Origin of the sequence: Shewanella kaireitica, assembly GCF_023284045.1 — a bacterium.
Lineage (GTDB): Bacteria > Pseudomonadota > Gammaproteobacteria > Enterobacterales > Shewanellaceae > Shewanella > Shewanella kaireitica.
The window spans coordinates 118,176-135,665 of the sequence record NZ_JAKIKQ010000001.1 but is presented as its reverse complement, the minus strand read 5'-3'; the positions used below and the strand labels follow the sequence as shown (position 1 = coordinate 135,665).

The following is a 17,490-nucleotide window of genomic DNA, read 5'->3' as shown; positions in this document are numbered from 1 at the left end:
AGGCCTGTGGAGTCATGCCCCACAGGCCTTTGCTTTTTTGTTCAGCTCTTCTGTCTTTACCGTATTAGCCCTTCGGCTCAGAGCCATCTTAGCCTTCTCGGTTTATGCTAAGTCTATAAGCCCAACGCTTGCTTCACGCGCTGGCCGTAGTCGCTATCAGCCGCGCTAAAGTGTTCAACCATTTTAGCTTGAGTGGCTTCACTCACTATGCTCAAAGTGCCAACAATATTTGTAATTAATCTAGCCTTCTCTTCTTCTGGTAACAAGCGGTACAAATCACCTGCTTGGCTAAAGTCATCTTGGTTGTAACGACTGTAGCGGTCAGCTTCACCGTCTAAACGCAGAGGTGGCTCAGCAAAGTGTGCTTGCTCTTGCAAACCATCATGGCTGTTAGGACCATAGTTACGACTCGCATCACCACCCGTTTGGCTACCGGAGAATGGGCACTGAGTTCCGGCCATTGCGCCGCCACGTTGGTGATGATTTGCCGTGGTTGCATGGGGGCAGTTTACAGGCAGTTGATTATAGTTAGCGCCAATACGATAGCGCTGCGCATCTGCATAGGCAAATAACCGCGCCTGCAGCATCTTGTCAGGCGATGCGCCCACACCAGGTACTAGGTTACTTGGCGCCAATGCGACTTGCTCGACCTCTGCAAAGTAGTTTTCAGGCATACGATTAAGCTCTAGCTCACCAATCTCAATCAGTGGGTAGTCGCCGTGTGGCCATACTTTGGTGAGATCGAATGGATTGATCTTATAAGTATTGGCTTCAGCTTCAGGCATGATCTGAACTTTAACGCTCCACTTAGGGAAGTTGCCATCATTAATCGCCGCCACCATGTCACGCTGCGATGAATCAGGATCGATACCTTTCAAAATATCTGCCTGTTCGGCCGTTAAATTTGCAATACCTTGCTGGGTTTTGAAATGGAACTTAACCCAGAAGCGCTCACCTTTGGCATTCCAAAAAGAGAAAGTGTGCGAACCGAATCCATGCATTTGACGATAATTAGCAGGAATACCACGATCTGACATTAGAATCGTCACTTGGTGTAGTGCTTCAGGGTTAAGTGCCCAGAAATCCCACATTGCATGTGGATCTTTTAAGTTGGTTTGCGGGTTACGCTTTTGAGTATGGATAAAGTCCGGAAACTTAATACCATCACGCAGGAAGAAGGTCGGAGTGTTATTACCGACAATATCGTGATTACCGCGCTCGGTATAAAAACGTAGACCAAATCCACGGGGATCTCGCTCAGCATCGGCGCTGCCCATCTCACCACCAACGGTAGAGAAGCGCACAAAAGTCTCAGTTTGCTTGCCTACACCGTTGAAATGTTCTGCCAGTGTGAAGTCACTTAAATCTTTTGTCAGGGTAAACGTACCGTAAACACCTGTGCCTTTGGCGTGCACAATACGCTCCGGGATACGTTCGCGATTGAAGTGCGCCAACTTTTCAATTAAATGCCAATCTTGAAGTAACAATGGTCCGCGTTCACCTGCGGATAGTGAGTTTTGGTCGTCGCTAATTGGTACGCCATTCTGTGCAGTTAGTACTCGGTTGTGCTGACTCATAAATTACTCCTCAATCTTGGCTAGACTCAAGCCAAGTTTCGATTAAATCAAAAATGGTGGCCATGATTTATCTCCTCTGTGCAGTACGGTATCGTATTGCGGTGATATTGACCTCTTGTCGATGGATTAATAGTAGTCGCCAACCAAAAATCAATAAAGCGATTAAAAGCGATAACGCTAAACACAAATACAGATTAACACTCTTATCTTTTGATAACGTTGCTTAGCTCGCGATACGATTAATAGTGAGAATCACCGAAAATCTAACTCCCCCCAACAGAATGCATCAGTAGAAAAATAAAAAGACTTACATTAAATCAAGCAAGTAAAATATTAACCTCAAAAGGTGAACTGATACTTAACTGAAAATGTGTACTAGTGTTCAGCCGTAAGAGTTAGGCCATTATTGAGGTTAAGAGGTTTAAGCTTGTGAGTATTATAGAGAAGATAAAATTAAAGGAGGCCGACTTATATCGCCTCCTTTTCCGTGGCCTAGTGGCCATAGAGCATTAATGAGTAACCAACATCCATTGTTAGCAAAGCTTTATAAACACTTAGGAACCAGTGTCCTGCTCTTGAGGATCGGCTTTATAGAGTTTAACTAAATAGTAAATATCGATAAGTACAATGAAGAAATTCACCAATGCAACAGGAATGGCATCAATGGCTAAGCCATAGGCCACAAACAGTGCAGCTCCAATCAGGTTCCACCAGCGTAGCTTTTTGATATTTGACATCATCAGCGATATGGCAACCACCACAGAGGCTAAATACCCGACCCATTCCCATATTGTTGCGCTATCCATTTTTGCTCCAACCTTTATCCTAAAAAACCATATACTGAGTATGAGCAATAGATTGCCAATGCAACAACCTCATTGCGTAATTAAATATTCTTTAGTGAGCTTATTGCTTATTAGCGTTTTACTACAGCAGCAGTCATTCTAGATATGCAACATAACTCACCAGCACTATTGTGGATTAATACTTCCCACACAGAGCTACGCTTTCCAAGGTGTATAGGTTTTGCAGTCGCCGTTAATGTGCCATTGCGCGATGCTTTTAGATGATTAGCATTGATCTCTTGTCCGACGCAGTAATACTGCTCGAAATCGACTGCGAAATTAGCCGCATAACTGGCTACGGTTTCTGCCAGAGCGACGTTTGCGCCCCCATGCACAATGCCTAGGGGGTTATGCACAGCAGGAGATGCCGGCATAGTTGCCTTCATATAGTCATCACCAATCTCTGAGATGGTGATCCCCATTGTTTGCATTAATGTGCCTTTGCCATGCATCCCTGAATCCATCTTGGCACATGTATCTAAGCTTACCGGTCTAAACCAAATCGACATCTTTTACATCCATTGTTGTAGTTATTGTCGACAGTTTACTGCGTAAGCCAAATTGTTTAAACAGGTAAGATGAGTGGATCTAGGCTTTTTTAACGATTCGAGTCGCTAATTAAAAAGTAGTCAAAGAGGAAGGATTGGCGCGCGATTAGGCTTAATATTAGGTGCTGTCACGTTTTCACGTTCAACTTGTGTGCCTAATCGCACGCCATAGGGTAAAGAGTTATATGACTACACTTTACAGGTCTTGGCTTAAGTCTCTATTAAGCTCAAAAAGTAAAGCGCTATTAAAGTAACTCTTCTACTGCATCAAGGGTCAGCTTAATCATCTCATTCAATGTTTGCTGGCGCTCTTTGGCAGTTAAATGTAAACCCTGTCGCAGATGATCCGTTACCGTCATCATCGCTAATGCATTAGCGCCAAATTCAGTCGCTACTCCATAAAGACCTGCAGCTTCCATCTCGACGCCCAAGATGCCGTACTTCTCCATCAAGTCGTAACGCTGTTCATCACTGCTATAGAATAGATCCGATGAATAAAGGTTACCGACATGGTAGTTAGCGCCTAGCTTTTCTGCTGAGTCAGTTGCACGTTTTAGCAAGTTGAAATCGGCAATCATGGCAAAATCGGTATTAGCAAAGCGAGTTCTGTTAACGGCAGAGTCTGTGCTTGCGCCCATTGCCATTACCACATCCATTAGCTTAATTTTGTCGCTGACAGCGCCACATGAACCAATACGAATAATGTTCTCGACGCCATATTCTGTAATCAACTCTTTGGCATAGATAGAGATCGATGGGATCCCCATTCCTGAGCCCATCACTGAAATACGTTTGCCTTTGTACTCACCGGTATAGCCCAGCATGTTACGTACATCAGTTACTAGCACGGCATTATCTAGAAAGTTGTCAGCTATGTACTTAGCGCGCAATGGATCGCCTGGCATAAGTACGGTTTTAGCAAATGCGCCAGCTTCGGCATTAATATGTGGTGTCATAGTCTTTCCTTTTGTATCAATTAGGTGCTTGTTGACCCCTCAGCAAGCACACCAAAATCCTAGTTAGGTTTACAATCTCTGTTTTAAATTATCCCGCGATGCTAAATAGCAAACCTGCGATTGTGCCGCTCATTAAGTTTGCCAGTGCCGCGCCAATGAGTGCCTTCATGCCGAGCTCACTTAAATCATGTCTACGCTCAGGACAAAGCGCCGCTAAACCGCCCATCACCATCGCAAGCGAACCTATATTGGCAAAGCCACATAAGGCAAAACTGATAATAATCTGTGTTTTCTCAGACAGTTGGTCTTGGACTTTTAGAAAATCTATATAGGCGACGAATTCGTTTATCACCATCTTTTGACCGATGAATGATGCAGCCTGAACCGCTTCACTCCAAGGCACGCCCATCACCCACGCAAGTGGCGCAAGAATGTAGCCCAATATCGCTTGCATGGTTAGCTCCTCGAAGCCAAACCAGCCGCCAATACCGCCAATAAAACCATTCACAAGTGCGATAAGACCAACAAAAGCAAGCAATAACGCTGATACACTGAGTACTTGCTGCAATCCCATCGCTGCGCCACCAGCAGCTGCATCAATCACGTTGGCAGGCTTATCAGTTTGCTCATCAAGGACTTTCTTAATGTCATTTACTGGTTTTTCTGTTTCCGGCCACATTAATTTAGCAAATAGAAGTCCAGCAGGAGCCGTCATAAAGGCGGCAGTCAAAACATATTTAACGTCCACACCCATCTGAATGTAGCCAATCATGGTGCCGCCAGCCACAGATGCCAACCCGCCTGTCATGACTGCAAATAACTCTGAGCGTGTCATATGCTTAACGAACGGCCGCACCATTGATGGCGCTTCAATGGGTCCAACGAAGATATTTGCGGTCGCGGAGAGTGACTCCGCGCGGCTAGTGCCAAGTAACTTTGATAAACCGCCACCAATCACACCAATAATCAGCTGCATAATGCCTAAGTAATACAGCACTGCAATAAGAGAGCTGATAAATACCACTACGCATAACACGTTAATCACGAAGATAAATCCTAGGCTAAAAGTGGCTAACCCACCAAATAGGAACTTTAAACCTTCGTTAGCATAGTTGATAACGTGCATGACTCCACTTGAAGCACCATCTAACATGGATTGCCCCATAGGGAGGTACATCACAAATGCGCCAAAGGCGACCTGAAATGCCAGCGCACCGAGCACCGTACGTAGATTAATAGCTTTGCGATTTTCTGAAAGTGCTACTGCAAGCCCTATCAAACAGAGCATACCGAATAAACTGATGAAAACTTCCATACATTTTTAACCACATAAATATTGATATGGGTGCAGTGTATACAGGATGCACTTAGCTGCAAGAGATCCAAGCTGAATTTACAGAATAAACTTGAGGTTTCAAAGCTTTGAGTAGACAACCATGCTGAACACGGTAAAAGTTAAACTTTTTACAAAAAAGTACTGACAAAAAAATCACATAAAAGCCAATAAAGCCAACAACTACCTACGACTTCACAACAGATTTTATAGAAAGTAACTTTGTATTTTTTACAGAGTAATGACGTTAATAGAGCTATTTAAAGATCTAAATACTACGTAACTGTAATTAATTAACATAGATATTTAGTCACTGATAGAACATTGAGCACTAAATAGCGAATAATTGGCAATTTAACAATTTCATCATTAGTGGTTGAGGTTAATCAGGCTAGTTATTTGACTGAACTTTATGGCCACTTAATTACCTTAACAACCATTTATTAAGCGGAAATGAAAAAGCCACCTCCTATGGTGGAAGTGGCTTTTAACGTATAAATCGATTTGCTTTTATCTACTTATAAAGCAGGCAACGTTATCCGCTGCAACGACGTAAACCAAGTAATGACAGAATTCACAAACTTAGCGAACAATGAACAGCATCATCTCTCTTAGGTCGCTCAACAACTACTGGATAACTCAGAGCGATGTTCACAGGGTTATGCTCCAAGCTGGCAGCTGATTAACTCCACTGAATAATAAGCTTAGCCGCCGCAACCATCAGAATTTCGAGAGTTGATATAACGGACATCTTTCACGGTGTCGTAGTCAATGGGATCAAGCGAGTCATGTTTTTTGATGAATTGATAAAGCATGTCAGCATCAATAAAGCCGGTGTCTCTAGCCTTTTCTTTCAACTTGGGATACTTGTTCCCACCCGCAGCGTTGTAGCTGGGGAGGGTAAATCGATAGTTATCCGTTAGCTTGAAGGGCTTGTCACCAACCATCTTGATGTCGACATCTTTCGCTTTACAGTCAACCGTCATCTTGATGCCGCTAAAATGAGCAAAGCCTCCTGAACCTCGAGTTTTAAGCGCCACCTTAGATAAGTACTGTTTCAGTTCGGCGCCATTCATCTCAGTCACAGTCACACTGTTAGAAAAAGGCTGCACCTTAAGTACATCACGATAGCGAATAGGCCCTTTTTTAATGCTGGCACGAATACCGCCAGAATTCATGATACCGAAGTCCGCTGGCACAGGGAGCTGAGTTTGAGCGTGGGCTATCATTATCCCTAGAGGCGTCGCTTGGTAACGAACCACCTTACGCTTACCGATGAAATCTGCCTTTGCGACACCAATCTCTTCCCTCAGCTGTACCTGCCCCTTGCGCTGATAGGGACGCAGCAGCTCAACAGTTTCTGGATCCTTGGGGGTTAGCATCGAAGAATGCAGCATGAAACCATACTTACTTTCAGTGTTTACAGGAACCAGCTCGTAATTTGCTAGGTGGAGCTCGTCACCGTAGTATTCAAAGTCTGCACGGCCTATAAATTTGCCCCACTCGTAGGCTTGCATTATCCAAGTGCCATTTTGACGATCGGGCTTACACGGCTCATCTCGAGCATACTTTTCTACGTATTCACCCGTGTCACCTTCCATACACACAGGCAGTTGTGAGTGACCGCCAATGATTGCCTGGATCTGACCCGGCTCTAAGCTACGAGCCAAAGCAACATCACCGGGAGCGTTACTACCATGCCTGCCATTTTCATAGTGGCCCATATGGGTGAGACCAAACACCAAATCAGGCTTATGCTTCTGCTCAAGCTCTGCCAAAGTCTCTTTCGCTTCAGCTTGAGCTGACGTGAACTTAAAATCCGCAACGAACTCTGGGTTGCCTATCTCAGCTGTATGCTCGGTAGTCAGACCAACCACGGCTAACTTCAAGCCTTGCACCTCAAACACCTTGTAGGGCTCAAAGTAGCGTTGCCATTCACCATCGACTTGATGATAGATGTTAGCCGATAACCAAGGAAATTTTGACCAACTTCTCTGCTTGTCCATCACAGTTGATGGGTTATCAAACTCATGGTTACCCACGGCCATTGCGTCATAACCAAGGTGATTCATGCCGATAAAATCAGGTTCGGCGTCTTGCAGATCTGACTCTGGAACACCTGTATTGATGTCGCCACCGGAGAGCAGTAACACCTGGCCTCCCTGCGCAACCACCTCTTTGCGGATCTCATCAAGGATAGTTTTCCGCGCAGCCATGCCATAGCCACCATTTTTACTATGCCAAAAACGGCCGTGATGATCATTAGTATGCAACAGAGTGAAGCGCTTGCAATCATCACCCGCAGCAATACAGGCGGCAGATGCCGTCACCTTGGGTGCTTTAGGCGCTTCTTCTACCTTTTCCTTACCACAGCTGCTCAATACCAACGCCAGAGCGATAGAAGAACCAGTTAGAAGCAGGCGAGAAGGATGGAGTGAAGTATTCATAATAACCCTTCAATATTAAACAGATAAACGTTACCACTCGCTTTAGTGATTAGCTTTCCCACCATGAGGCTAAGGCGCCAAGGTGAGATATAAGGCAACGGCTGTACAGTTAAAAAAAGCAGCACCCAGAGCGATCCCGGTGCTGCTTTTTACAGGCTTAGCTATTGGCTAGCCTTGGCGGCGACGCCACCACATGAGAGGTAGCAGCAGTGTCATAAGACCACCTAAACTACCCGCCCCATCAGGCTTAGTCCAACCCGCTTCTTCAGTATTTTTCACTTCAATGCTAACAGACTGACTGAAACTTTCTTCGCCAACAGTAGCCGTAAGCTCGAACACAAGAACCTGATCAATGCTCACGCTAGGTGACGTTACATCAAGTGTCAGACCTGTAGCAGTATACTCTGCCGTGCTTCCTGATACTTGCTTCCAGCTGTAGCTAGTACCTTCTGGAGCATCTGCAACAGTCGCGGTGATAGACGCTTTATCGCCTTCAGTCAACTTGGTATTGCCAGCAAACTCTACACTCAGAGTTAAAGGAACATTGGTCACAACCAAGCTAACGGCTTTGGTTGTTGTCAAAGTACCGTCGCTCAGAGTCAGCATAAAGTTCAAAGTCTCATCGGCTTTGATCTGTGGCGCAGTCAGAGACAGTACAGCCTGGTCACCAACAACGGTCTTCTCTTCGGCGACAACCTGCTCCCACTTATAAGTAAGAGCAACACCTTCACCAGCTGTGATTGCAGAGGCATCGATAGTGTATGCAGTACCTTCAGTTACACTCTCAGGCGTAACGATATCGCCTTCAACGACCAAGCTAGGGTTTGGATCGTCACCACAGACTGCACCATATACTTCTTGCACTAACTCTGGGCGGTCAATGAATGGGTTACGGTTGCCCTGATATTTATAGACTTGGTTGTTACGATTCTGCTCATAAGTATCAACAGCATCTAACTTGTTCCATGCATACAGAGTACAAAGCGTACCGATCAGCGGCTCGCTATCTTCAGCTGTAGTCGTTAGACGATCAACAGCGATGAGATCAGGCATATTCGTTGTCGCTGTATCGGTACCTTGATAACGCGTATCCATATACATGATCATACGAGCGACATCGCCTTTCACCTCATCTCGAGGTTCCCAGCAGTCGGTTGTTTTGTCCAGGTAGTTACCGGTACCAACACCGTTGAATAGTACTTCTTCACCAGTGTCGCTACATGCACCAAAGTCATTGTTGCTTCGTGCTGTGTTGATGCCAGGATCTGAAGGACGCAAGTGGTGCGCATCGGTGTAACCCCACTGAGAATCACTTGGGAAGCCATGGCTCTTAGCCCATACGTGCTCACGGTTCCACTTGCCCGCACCACTACCACTAGTCTGGTTGTCGTACTTTGAAATAGATTCACCAGTGTAGATCTCAATAACTTTCTTATCGTCAGCAGGATCCTGATCTGCATAGGTCAATGCGGACCAAACTTGCTTATAGCTCAGTTGCTTATGACCTTTAGCAATGATGGTTGATAGCGCATTCTTAAGCTCTTCTGCATTATTGAATTCTCCACTGAGTACATCTGAGTAATAGATCTCAGCATTAAACGTAGTCGGATCGGCAACCGGAGCAAGGATCTCACAATTAGTGCAAGGGTTTGGATCTGGCTCGGGCTCTGAAGGACACGCGTCTTCACCGGCACAACCAAGGCCATCCGCAGTGTCTTTAGGTAGAATAAGCCACTGTTCTTTAGAGGTCCCAGGGTATACGTCAGCGGTATTGGTATCACCGACCTTTACAGCTGCTTTACGACGCAGAGTTTTATCTTTAGTAGAAAAGTCACCATCAGTCCATACTAGCTGCTCTCCAACCTTACCAATGCTATCAATGACAGCACCATCTTTGGTAAGCACTAAAGCATCATCACCGCTGAACTTAGCTACAGTATGAGCAGTTCCGACTTTAAAAGCTTCAGCAGCGCTTGAGTGGTGGAACACTAAGCTTTTACCAACGTCGAGTGAACCAGTAAGATTAACAACAGTGGAATCAGTGATCTCAGTCGCACCATTAAAATAAATGGCTAACTTATATTCGCTGTCATCCAAATTGAGTGTGCTACCACCTACATTAGAAACCTCAATCGCTTTATTATAGCTACCACCTTCCACATACTCAGTAATCAGCAGCACACCAGGCTCTTCGACGAAAGTACAAGCATTGTCACCAATACAGCCAAATCCATCGACCGTATCCTTGGGCTGAGAAGTCCAGTCATTTTCGTCGAAAGTATCTTTAGCCACCATGGAGCTAGCAGTATCGCTACGTCGCAGCGTGACATCTTTACCCCAATCTTTTGGGGTAGGTACCGCGCCAACAATATCAACGACCGTGTCGCCATTGAGCAGTGCAACAGCATCTGTTCCATTCTGCTGAAGGCCACCAATCATCTCAGTTACGCTAGCGTCGAGGTTCAACACAGCATCGGTATGCCTAACAACTAAGATGCCTTTTGCTGGTATTTCTTGATCTGTAAATGCGACCATTTCTGTCGTAGTAGTGGCACCATCTTTGTAACGAACTAGCTTATAGCCATTTAAAGATTGTGCAGCGTCACCAGAGTTATAAAGCTCAATAGCTTTATTAAATCCGCCGCCTTCAATGTACTCAGTAATCAGTAAATCAGCACTTGCCGTAGTAGAAAAAGCGCCCAAAACCATAGCAGTGGCCGCAGCAACTGCATTCATTTTAATTCTCATAATCGTATCTCTTTTGAATCCTTGATAGGAAGCGCACTGCCCGCAGGCTGTGCGCTTCATTGTCGAGAACAACGCTTATTTGCGAAGACGACGGCGCATAGCTGCTAGTCCGAACAGGGATAACAAGCTGATGAAGCCTGCACTGCCCGCACTACCATCACCGCCAGTGTTGTCCGTTTCTTCTTCAACAATGTCAGCAATCAAAGAGTCACGGCTAGATACCTTCGCTTTGAAAGTTTGCTTAGACCCTTCTACAATTTGACCATCACGCTGTAGGCTTACCGTAACGTTGTAGATAGCTGATGGCGCACCGAAGACTTCGAAATTAATCAAAGCCGTTGCGTCATTAGAAACAACCACATTAGGCAGCACCATTTGGCTCAAATCTAAGCGCTCTTCATCATTCGTAGGAGTCATATTGACGGTCGCTACATCGCCAACTTGAGCAGTAACACCTGTTGGGATCTGATAAGGAACCTTGATTAACTTTCTCAGTTTTGGCAGGTTCAGAGGCACGTTTGCATCCGCATCGCCAGGCTTATAGCTAAGAGTGATTAACGCAGGATCGTGATCCGACGCACGATAGATGTCTGCTCTATAGAACTTATGCGTTCCAGTACCGTCGATGGTACCTTTGAAGCGATTCTGGTAGTCATACAGACCAGTTTCAGCTGCATTAACATGCCAGTCAGTCGCATCAATCACGCGATCTTTTAGAGAAGGAGAGACCAAGATGTGGTCAAGCGAGCCAATTTCGTCACTGAAAGAGTAACTCCAAGGCGTCTTGCCCTTCTCCTTAAACTTTTCACCGACAATATCGATGTAACCATAAGTCTTAGTGATTACAGCTGCAGAGCCATCTTCGTTAAACTGAGGCTTAGGTCCAAGGAAAGTGTGGCTAGCGGTAACGATCGTCTTGTTGCGTGGGTTCTCAGTAAGAACTAGCACAGGATCTTCTTTACCATAGGCGTTCAAATCGCCAAGGATGATCTTATCCCCAAGAACGTCTTCCATCTCTTCACCTAAGTGCACGGCACCGGCTACACGGAACTCAGCACAAGAACCTTGGTAGTCCAAATCTGGTGCAGTACGGTTGTTCCAAGTCGTGGCATTGCCAAACTCAACACCTTGCCACTCTTCCCAGCAAGTAGAGCCTTTTGACTTAAGGTGATTTACAGCTAGCGTCAAGCGCTTGCCTGTTTGGTTAACGATAAAGGTTACAACTAGAGCATCACGGTGGTAGTTCTGGCCGTTCTCTAGAATTTCCTGGTTCTGATCTTTGATCACCTCACCTAAGTCGTTCACTATGGTAGGTGCTTTCTGCTGAGGCATTGGGATAACGCGAGTGCGTTCAACGCTCATTTTGCTTGGGCGGTATATGATACCAGTTGCAATAGCGTCAGAACCAATAGCGTCTAGGTTATCCAACATTTGATTGCCGTTGTTGTCGAAACCAACAAACACATAACGGTTCTCAGTGGAGTTAGGACCATTATAATCCTGAGCTCGCTCATCGACATACTGAATATTAACCTGGTTGACAATCTCAGCAATGGCACTAGCATCGCCAAAACCATTGTTTTCAATCTCCATCAGGGCCATAACATCGGCATCCTGAGCACGAATAATCTCTACCAGTTTGGTTCTCTGGTTAATGTATTCATCGTAGCTATCTGCACCTCGGCTCTGACCAAAGTTATTATTGTCACCACCGAAAGGAGAGTTAAAGAAGTTAAACAGGTTTTGACTAGAAATACGGATAGCAAAATCATCTTCCGCTACAGTGTCATTCAAATCCGGTTCGTCAGTACGCGGTAAGTTGTGAATAAAGTTATCACTGGTCAACTGGTTAGTTATAGTCAGACTGTAATCCTGATCATACTTATCAGTTCCAGGGATCAGCTCAGTTTCATATTGGCTGATCACACCCTGCGCATTAACGAGACTATCGTCGATACGGATGTAGTTGGTGTGTGGGTCACTGTTAAAACCAGCGTAATAAGGCAGCTCGGTGCCGCTGGACTTAGTCGCACTCTCAATAACTAAACGATAGTCATTGTTTTGCTCATAAGCCGCCTTCGACTCAGGGCTTCCCGCAACATGTAAATGGTTAGGCTGCAAGTTAGGGCGTTTATAAGCAGCAACCATGTTGTTACGGCCGTTAGGAGAAGACAAGTAGTTGTAGCTGAAGCTGCGAGTAATACGCATGTCCTCTTTGACTTCTTCGCTAGGAGTACTAGGGTCTAAATCCTCAGGCAGATTAACCAACATACCTTCGTAACGCTCTAATGTCTTATCGAAAGAACCATTATCAGAGCTCAATACTTGAATATCGGTAGGCATGGTTGCAATGTTAGTATCAGTAACGTTCCAGCTAAATGCCGTATCTGCAGACAGTTGAGTCTGGCCTTGGTACTCTGCCACTTTACTGCCGATACAAATAGTTTGGCCAACCTTAAGCTCGCCCGCCGCACTTGAGCTAACGAAGATGCCATCGGAAGTTTCAGGATCGTTGTCAGAAGCAAAATTGCGAAGGTAGAAGCCCTCATTAGGGATAGACACCTTTGCTGAGATGATCCCCTCTACGGCAACTTTATCATCTGATTCAGTCTTACCTTCGGCAATTAAAGGCGAGGTAAAGCCTCTGCCCTGCACTTCGCTAGGAGACTTGATTTCACTCTTATCAGTTGGACAAGTGAAGATGTCCATGATGTCTTCAGCATCAGCAGCAGGTAGCTCTGACTTACCGAGATCATCAAATCGCATTGGTAAAATGTTCTGCCACTGAGTCGCATCGAAAGTACCTGATTGAGCAGGATTGTTGCCATCCGCAGTTTTCTTGCGGCGCAGAGTAGTATTAGGCGCCCACTTGCTATTGTCGTTCACAGCACCAACACGATCGATAACAGTATCACCATTTTTCAGGAAGAAACCGTCATCACTGGTCATAAACAGGTTGTTGTATTTATTACTGCTGTCATAGGTGGAGATTACAACTGTGCCACCTTGAGTCTCAATCGCATTACGAAACTCTTCGGTAGATCGACTGTTAACAAGCACTAGAGAGGCGCCAGCAGCAAGCGTTTCGCCAGTCAACAATGGCTTAGCATCAGCATTAAGCAACTCGTTATCGTACTTACCGCTAGAGCGTTGGAAAGCGGTGACATCAGCAGTAAAGGTAAAGGCGTCAGAACCTGTGTTAGTGATCTCAACAGATCCCACACTAGCATCAGAACCTTGAGTCATTTCAGTGATCAGCAGGTCTTCAACGCCAGCGAAGGCGCCCATGCTGATGGTGCTGGCAATGGCCAGCGATAGGAAACTTTTTTTCATAGTAAACTCTATAAAAGTTGAATTCAATTAGGACTAAAAGTACATACGCACGTAAGCGTAGCCAGCTTCAGGGGCTTCCCCGACTCGGCCTTCTAGTGACACCACGATGTCGCGAGCTGGACGATAGTTGAAGCCTAGGCTGGCCCATCGACGCTCTTTTCCGTACTCAGGTGGTAGCTCAGAGTAGTCATAGTTAGGACTGATAAGATCCCAACCTTCGTACTCTTCGTGGTTTACGGAGCTAATGATTTCCCAATGTTCATTCAGGTCGTACTTGGCACTTACCGTTAATCCTTGGTTACGGAAAGTCTGGTAATCCAGGTGTACATCACCGCTCTTACGCGTAGACAAGTCTTCATCTTCTATAAAGCCATTGATACCAATAGAGAACTCTTCCATCAGTTTAAGGCGTGCTCCAAAACCTATCTGCTCCTGCTCACCATATTTACTGACGCCGTTAGAGCCACCACGAGTTTCTAAGCCAACCACGACAGACAGTAGATCAGTCATCCAGCCTACATAGCCGTTAATGATGTCACCTTGCAGTGCGCCACTTTTGTGCTCACCGTTATATGAGTAAGAAACTCCGGTAACAAGATGTTCGAACTTGGCTTGGTACTTAACAGTATTTTCTTGGTCACCGGCTTCACCGGTTTCGATGGACTTGTTGAATGTGAAGTCACCAAAGTGGTCATAATCGTCGAAAGCGGTGTCGGTCAAGCCGAGCTCAACCCACTGCTGATCGGTTAAAAGGTAACCTACGTATAATTTATCGATAGCCAGCTCAAACTCACCATCTCCGCCAAGCCAGTTACGGCGTTGGTAGTCAAGTTCAAGGCGATAAGTAAATTTTTCACGTTGACCCGATACGCCCATAGTCGCAAAGCTATCATCTACATAGCCCTTGGTGTCGTAGAACTCATCGTGGTTATAATCTGCATGGGTATCAAAATGCCCACCTACACCCACTTCGCCATATAAACGAACGTGGTCGCCTTGACTGTCACCATCTAGTACTACAGCGTTCACTGAACCGGCACTAAGCATAGTGACGATAGCGATTGCAATTGTTGATTTGTTTAACATTTCTGTTACTTCCGATTAGTAATTTGTCAGCCTTTCATTGAAGGCCGAACCCAAAATTAAAAATGTTTATTAGTCGTACCTTAAGCTGCTAGTTGCTCAGGTAGATGGAAAATTAGATGGTGAAATCGATGACGAAATCGGTGAAAAAAACGCCGACCCCTTTATTACATACTTCATACATTCAACCCCATTTTTATAATAATGCCGCTATTTTCTATTAACGTGCGTAACGATTGTTGCAGAGTTCCGCAACAAAAAAAAGGAGGTCTCGTCACATTTGATTACACTAACCAACTGTAATATAAGGATAAAATAGCCACCATCAAGAACAGTGACAACCAAGAGCAAACAAAGGAACGGTTAAATCAAGAGGTTAGCAAAGAACAGTGTCGAGCGGTAAGCAGGCAAAAACCTTGATTTTTTTAACTAAAATAAATTGCTTTTTTAGAGATTTGATCTACCTAGCAAGCAACTTACCTCTTAAATGACTAGCTATTGTCATTTTTACCAAGCTAAGATCACATTAAATATGCCAGCTTGAGGCAATGGAAAGCAGAATTGGGAAGCTAGAATGCTTCCTATAGAGGTGTAATGTTAATGGAAGATTGCAGAACGTTGATTGATACTAAGAGAAGCCTTGTAATACGATTTCTGATCACATACTTAACTGTGATTGATATGAGCATTGCCACCTTTCTTATCGGTCAGATGTCGGATAAACGAGAGCAAGAATGATAGAAGCTGTTACCCAGTAGCAAATACAAATCTTACCTTCAGCACTTTGAACTCCCATCACATGAGAGAGAACTTCAAGCAAAAAGTGTTAAAACCCATAACTATAAAAAACGACCCGTAGGTCGTTTAATTTGGCGTAGCAAGTTTGTAGTATCTAAACAGCTGTGTGCAGGTTTAGCTGGTTCTGAAACGGCTCCGCCCAACGTAATAATTCAACACGATTACGGGCATGGGTTTTTCTGAAAATAGATGAGATATGCGCTTTGACTGTATGTTCACTAATGCACAAGCTTTCGGCAATCTCTTTATTACGAGCACCGCTAGAAACCAATTGAATAATGGTTTTTTCTCGACGCGTTAATTGCTGGAAGGATTCAGAACCTTCAGCTGATAGCTGCAATGGTGTTTCAATTTGGCTGACTAATTGACGAAAAACTCGGCTTATTAAGGTTCTATCATACCAAAGTTCGTCTGCCAGTATTTTTCGCAAACCCGTGAGCTGTAGGTCCATCCGCTGATCAGAGAAAAGTAAGCCTCTAACACCCAATAGCAGCGCTGACTCTTCATCTAACGAATCTTTTGTTACATCGTAAAGCGCCACAGGAACATGCTTGACCAATTGCGCAGCCACTAGAGGGATCCCGTTACAGTCGACAGCTGCACCTTGTTGAGAAATTAGATAAAAGCTGCATTGTTCATTGCTAGCTTCTAACTGCTCAATATCCGAAATAACCCGCGTCTTCAACCCTATTGATTCCGCTAGCATGGCCAGGTGGCAAGGTGCTGTCACCTGATGAAGAAAAACTACTTCATCACTATTATTCATCACTTCTCTCCCTGAAAAGTTTCGCTTAATCCATTCAACGCTTAATAACATGCAGTTGTTAGCAAAATAGCTGCAGTCAAAAAGCAGACTAAGCCAGTCTACATAGACTTGACCTAGTAATAAAGTATGCTTGATGAAAATCACTTATCAGCATCAGTACAATCATTAACTTTACTGCTGTTTTTAGCTTTTTCATCTAAAAGTTACTATTTATCTTTAAGATTCATCTTCAATGCAATTAATTTGTCTTGATAGCGGCTCAATAACATAATTGCAGATATCGCACCGACCAATGCCATTGCCATATCAGATTGGGTATCCCAAATGTATCCTTGGGTTCCTAAAAACGCTTCAGCATCTTCACCTGTCAGTTCTGCAACCCACCACTCGATCAGCTCATAAAAAGCTGAGAATGCTAAAGTAAAACACACCGCCAAAAAGTTACACCAAGCCCCCAATTTGACCACGCTTAGACGAATAAACACTTCGCGAGCGAGTAGCACAGGCACAAAGCCTTGGGCTAAGTGACCTACTTTGTCGTAGTTATTCCGGCTACCTCCAGTCCATTCAGCTATCCAATCAAACAATGGCACTTCAGCATAGGTATAGTGGCCGCCAACCATTAAGATCACGCAGTGAATTAGAATTAAGACGTAAGCCAAACTCGTAAGCGGAAAGCTTTTACGAGTAAATGCAAGTAAAGGTAATGCGATTAATGCAGGTAAAACCTCTAAAAACCAAGTGAACTGATCTTTAGGTCCAACAGCAGACCAAACTAGTACTATAAAAAATATAACTAGCCATAAAACGCTTTTATTCAAAATATCTCCCCCATATAAGATATTGTTCTAAATTTAGAATAAACACTTTAGCCATCTAGCCCTCCACAGCGAGCAAAAAAAGTGCTACTTTGTTTAAGCCCAGACTACCTGAAGTTCTAAAATTGTGTGGAAGTTTAACAAACTTTAGCCAAGTCATTGATTACTGGTAATAGCTAGCCTCTTACCAAAATCAAATACAAACTATGAAGTAGGTTAAAACCTCGCAAAGAACGCC

At 44.6% G+C, this 17,490-nt stretch carries 11 protein-coding genes; all 11 read right to left on the bottom strand.

Going from position 1 to position 17,490, the window contains the following annotated elements; genetic code table 11:
• Nucleotides 1–113: 113 nt before the first annotated feature.
• Nucleotides 114–1,577: a catalase KatB gene (gene katB / locus L2730_RS00525; RefSeq protein WP_248972797.1), complete on the bottom strand. Its 1,464-nt coding sequence runs from the start codon at nucleotides 1,575–1,577 to the stop codon at nucleotides 114–116.
• A gap of 554 nt (nucleotides 1,578–2,131) precedes the next feature.
• Complete coding sequence (locus L2730_RS00520) at nucleotides 2,132–2,383, bottom strand: YgjV family protein (RefSeq protein WP_248972796.1); 252 nt, start codon at nucleotides 2,381–2,383, stop codon at nucleotides 2,132–2,134.
• 110 nt (nucleotides 2,384–2,493) lie between these two features.
• On the bottom strand, nucleotides 2,494–2,931 hold the full coding sequence (locus L2730_RS00515; RefSeq protein ID WP_248972795.1) for a PaaI family thioesterase: 438 nt from the start codon (nucleotides 2,929–2,931) through the stop codon (nucleotides 2,494–2,496).
• Between the two features lie 284 nt (nucleotides 2,932–3,215).
• The gene (gene deoD, locus L2730_RS00510) at nucleotides 3,216–3,926 is read right to left on the bottom strand and encodes a purine-nucleoside phosphorylase (protein WP_248972794.1); all 711 of its coding nucleotides are present in this window, start codon (nucleotides 3,924–3,926) and stop codon (nucleotides 3,216–3,218) included.
• 88 nt (nucleotides 3,927–4,014) lie between these two features.
• Entirely contained in the window at nucleotides 4,015–5,241 is a 1,227-nt protein-coding gene (locus L2730_RS00505) for a NupC/NupG family nucleoside CNT transporter (protein ID WP_248972793.1), read from the bottom strand.
• A gap of 722 nt (nucleotides 5,242–5,963) precedes the next feature.
• Nucleotides 5,964–7,706, bottom strand: a complete 1,743-nt coding sequence (ushA, locus tag L2730_RS00500) for a bifunctional UDP-sugar hydrolase/5'-nucleotidase UshA (protein WP_248972792.1) — start codon at nucleotides 7,704–7,706, stop codon at nucleotides 5,964–5,966.
• A 168-nt stretch (nucleotides 7,707–7,874) separates the two neighbouring features.
• The gene (locus L2730_RS00495) at nucleotides 7,875–10,454 is read right to left on the bottom strand and encodes an endonuclease (RefSeq protein WP_248972791.1); all 2,580 of its coding nucleotides are present in this window, start codon (nucleotides 10,452–10,454) and stop codon (nucleotides 7,875–7,877) included.
• Nucleotides 10,455–10,529: 75 nt separating this feature from the next.
• Entirely contained in the window at nucleotides 10,530–13,787 is a 3,258-nt protein-coding gene (locus L2730_RS00490) for an ExeM/NucH family extracellular endonuclease (protein ID WP_248972790.1), read from the bottom strand.
• A gap of 33 nt (nucleotides 13,788–13,820) precedes the next feature.
• Complete coding sequence (locus tag L2730_RS00485; protein ID WP_248972789.1) at nucleotides 13,821–14,873, bottom strand: porin; 1,053 nt, start codon at nucleotides 14,871–14,873, stop codon at nucleotides 13,821–13,823.
• 889 nt (nucleotides 14,874–15,762) lie between these two features.
• A complete protein-coding gene (locus L2730_RS00480) occupies nucleotides 15,763–16,434 on the bottom strand; it encodes a helix-turn-helix transcriptional regulator (protein WP_248972788.1) in 672 nt (223 codons plus the stop codon).
• A 206-nt stretch (nucleotides 16,435–16,640) separates the two neighbouring features.
• The gene (locus L2730_RS00475) at nucleotides 16,641–17,255 is read right to left on the bottom strand and encodes a DUF2238 domain-containing protein (RefSeq protein ID WP_248972787.1); all 615 of its coding nucleotides are present in this window, start codon (nucleotides 17,253–17,255) and stop codon (nucleotides 16,641–16,643) included.
• Between the last annotated feature and the right edge of the window lie 235 nt (nucleotides 17,256–17,490).

Excerpts from the sequence above, each read along its gene's own strand:
- katB (WP_248972797.1), bottom strand. The coding sequence starts at position 1,577 with ATGAGTCAGCACAACCGAGTACTAACTGCACAGAATGGCGTACCAATT.
- L2730_RS00520 (WP_248972796.1), bottom strand. The coding sequence starts at position 2,383 with ATGGATAGCGCAACAATATGGGAATGGGTCGGGTATTTAGCCTCTGTG.
- L2730_RS00515 (WP_248972795.1), bottom strand. The coding sequence starts at position 2,931 with ATGTCGATTTGGTTTAGACCGGTAAGCTTAGATACATGTGCCAAGATG.
- deoD (WP_248972794.1), bottom strand. The coding sequence starts at position 3,926 with ATGACACCACATATTAATGCCGAAGCTGGCGCATTTGCTAAAACCGTA.
- L2730_RS00505 (WP_248972793.1), bottom strand. The coding sequence starts at position 5,241 with ATGGAAGTTTTCATCAGTTTATTCGGTATGCTCTGTTTGATAGGGCTT.
- ushA (WP_248972792.1), bottom strand. The coding sequence starts at position 7,706 with ATGAATACTTCACTCCATCCTTCTCGCCTGCTTCTAACTGGTTCTTCT.
- L2730_RS00495 (WP_248972791.1), bottom strand. The coding sequence starts at position 10,454 with ATGAGAATTAAAATGAATGCAGTTGCTGCGGCCACTGCTATGGTTTTG.
- L2730_RS00490 (WP_248972790.1), bottom strand. The coding sequence starts at position 13,787 with ATGAAAAAAAGTTTCCTATCGCTGGCCATTGCCAGCACCATCAGCATG.
- L2730_RS00485 (WP_248972789.1), bottom strand. The coding sequence starts at position 14,873 with ATGTTAAACAAATCAACAATTGCAATCGCTATCGTCACTATGCTTAGT.
- L2730_RS00480 (WP_248972788.1), bottom strand. The coding sequence starts at position 16,434 with ATGAATAATAGTGATGAAGTAGTTTTTCTTCATCAGGTGACAGCACCT.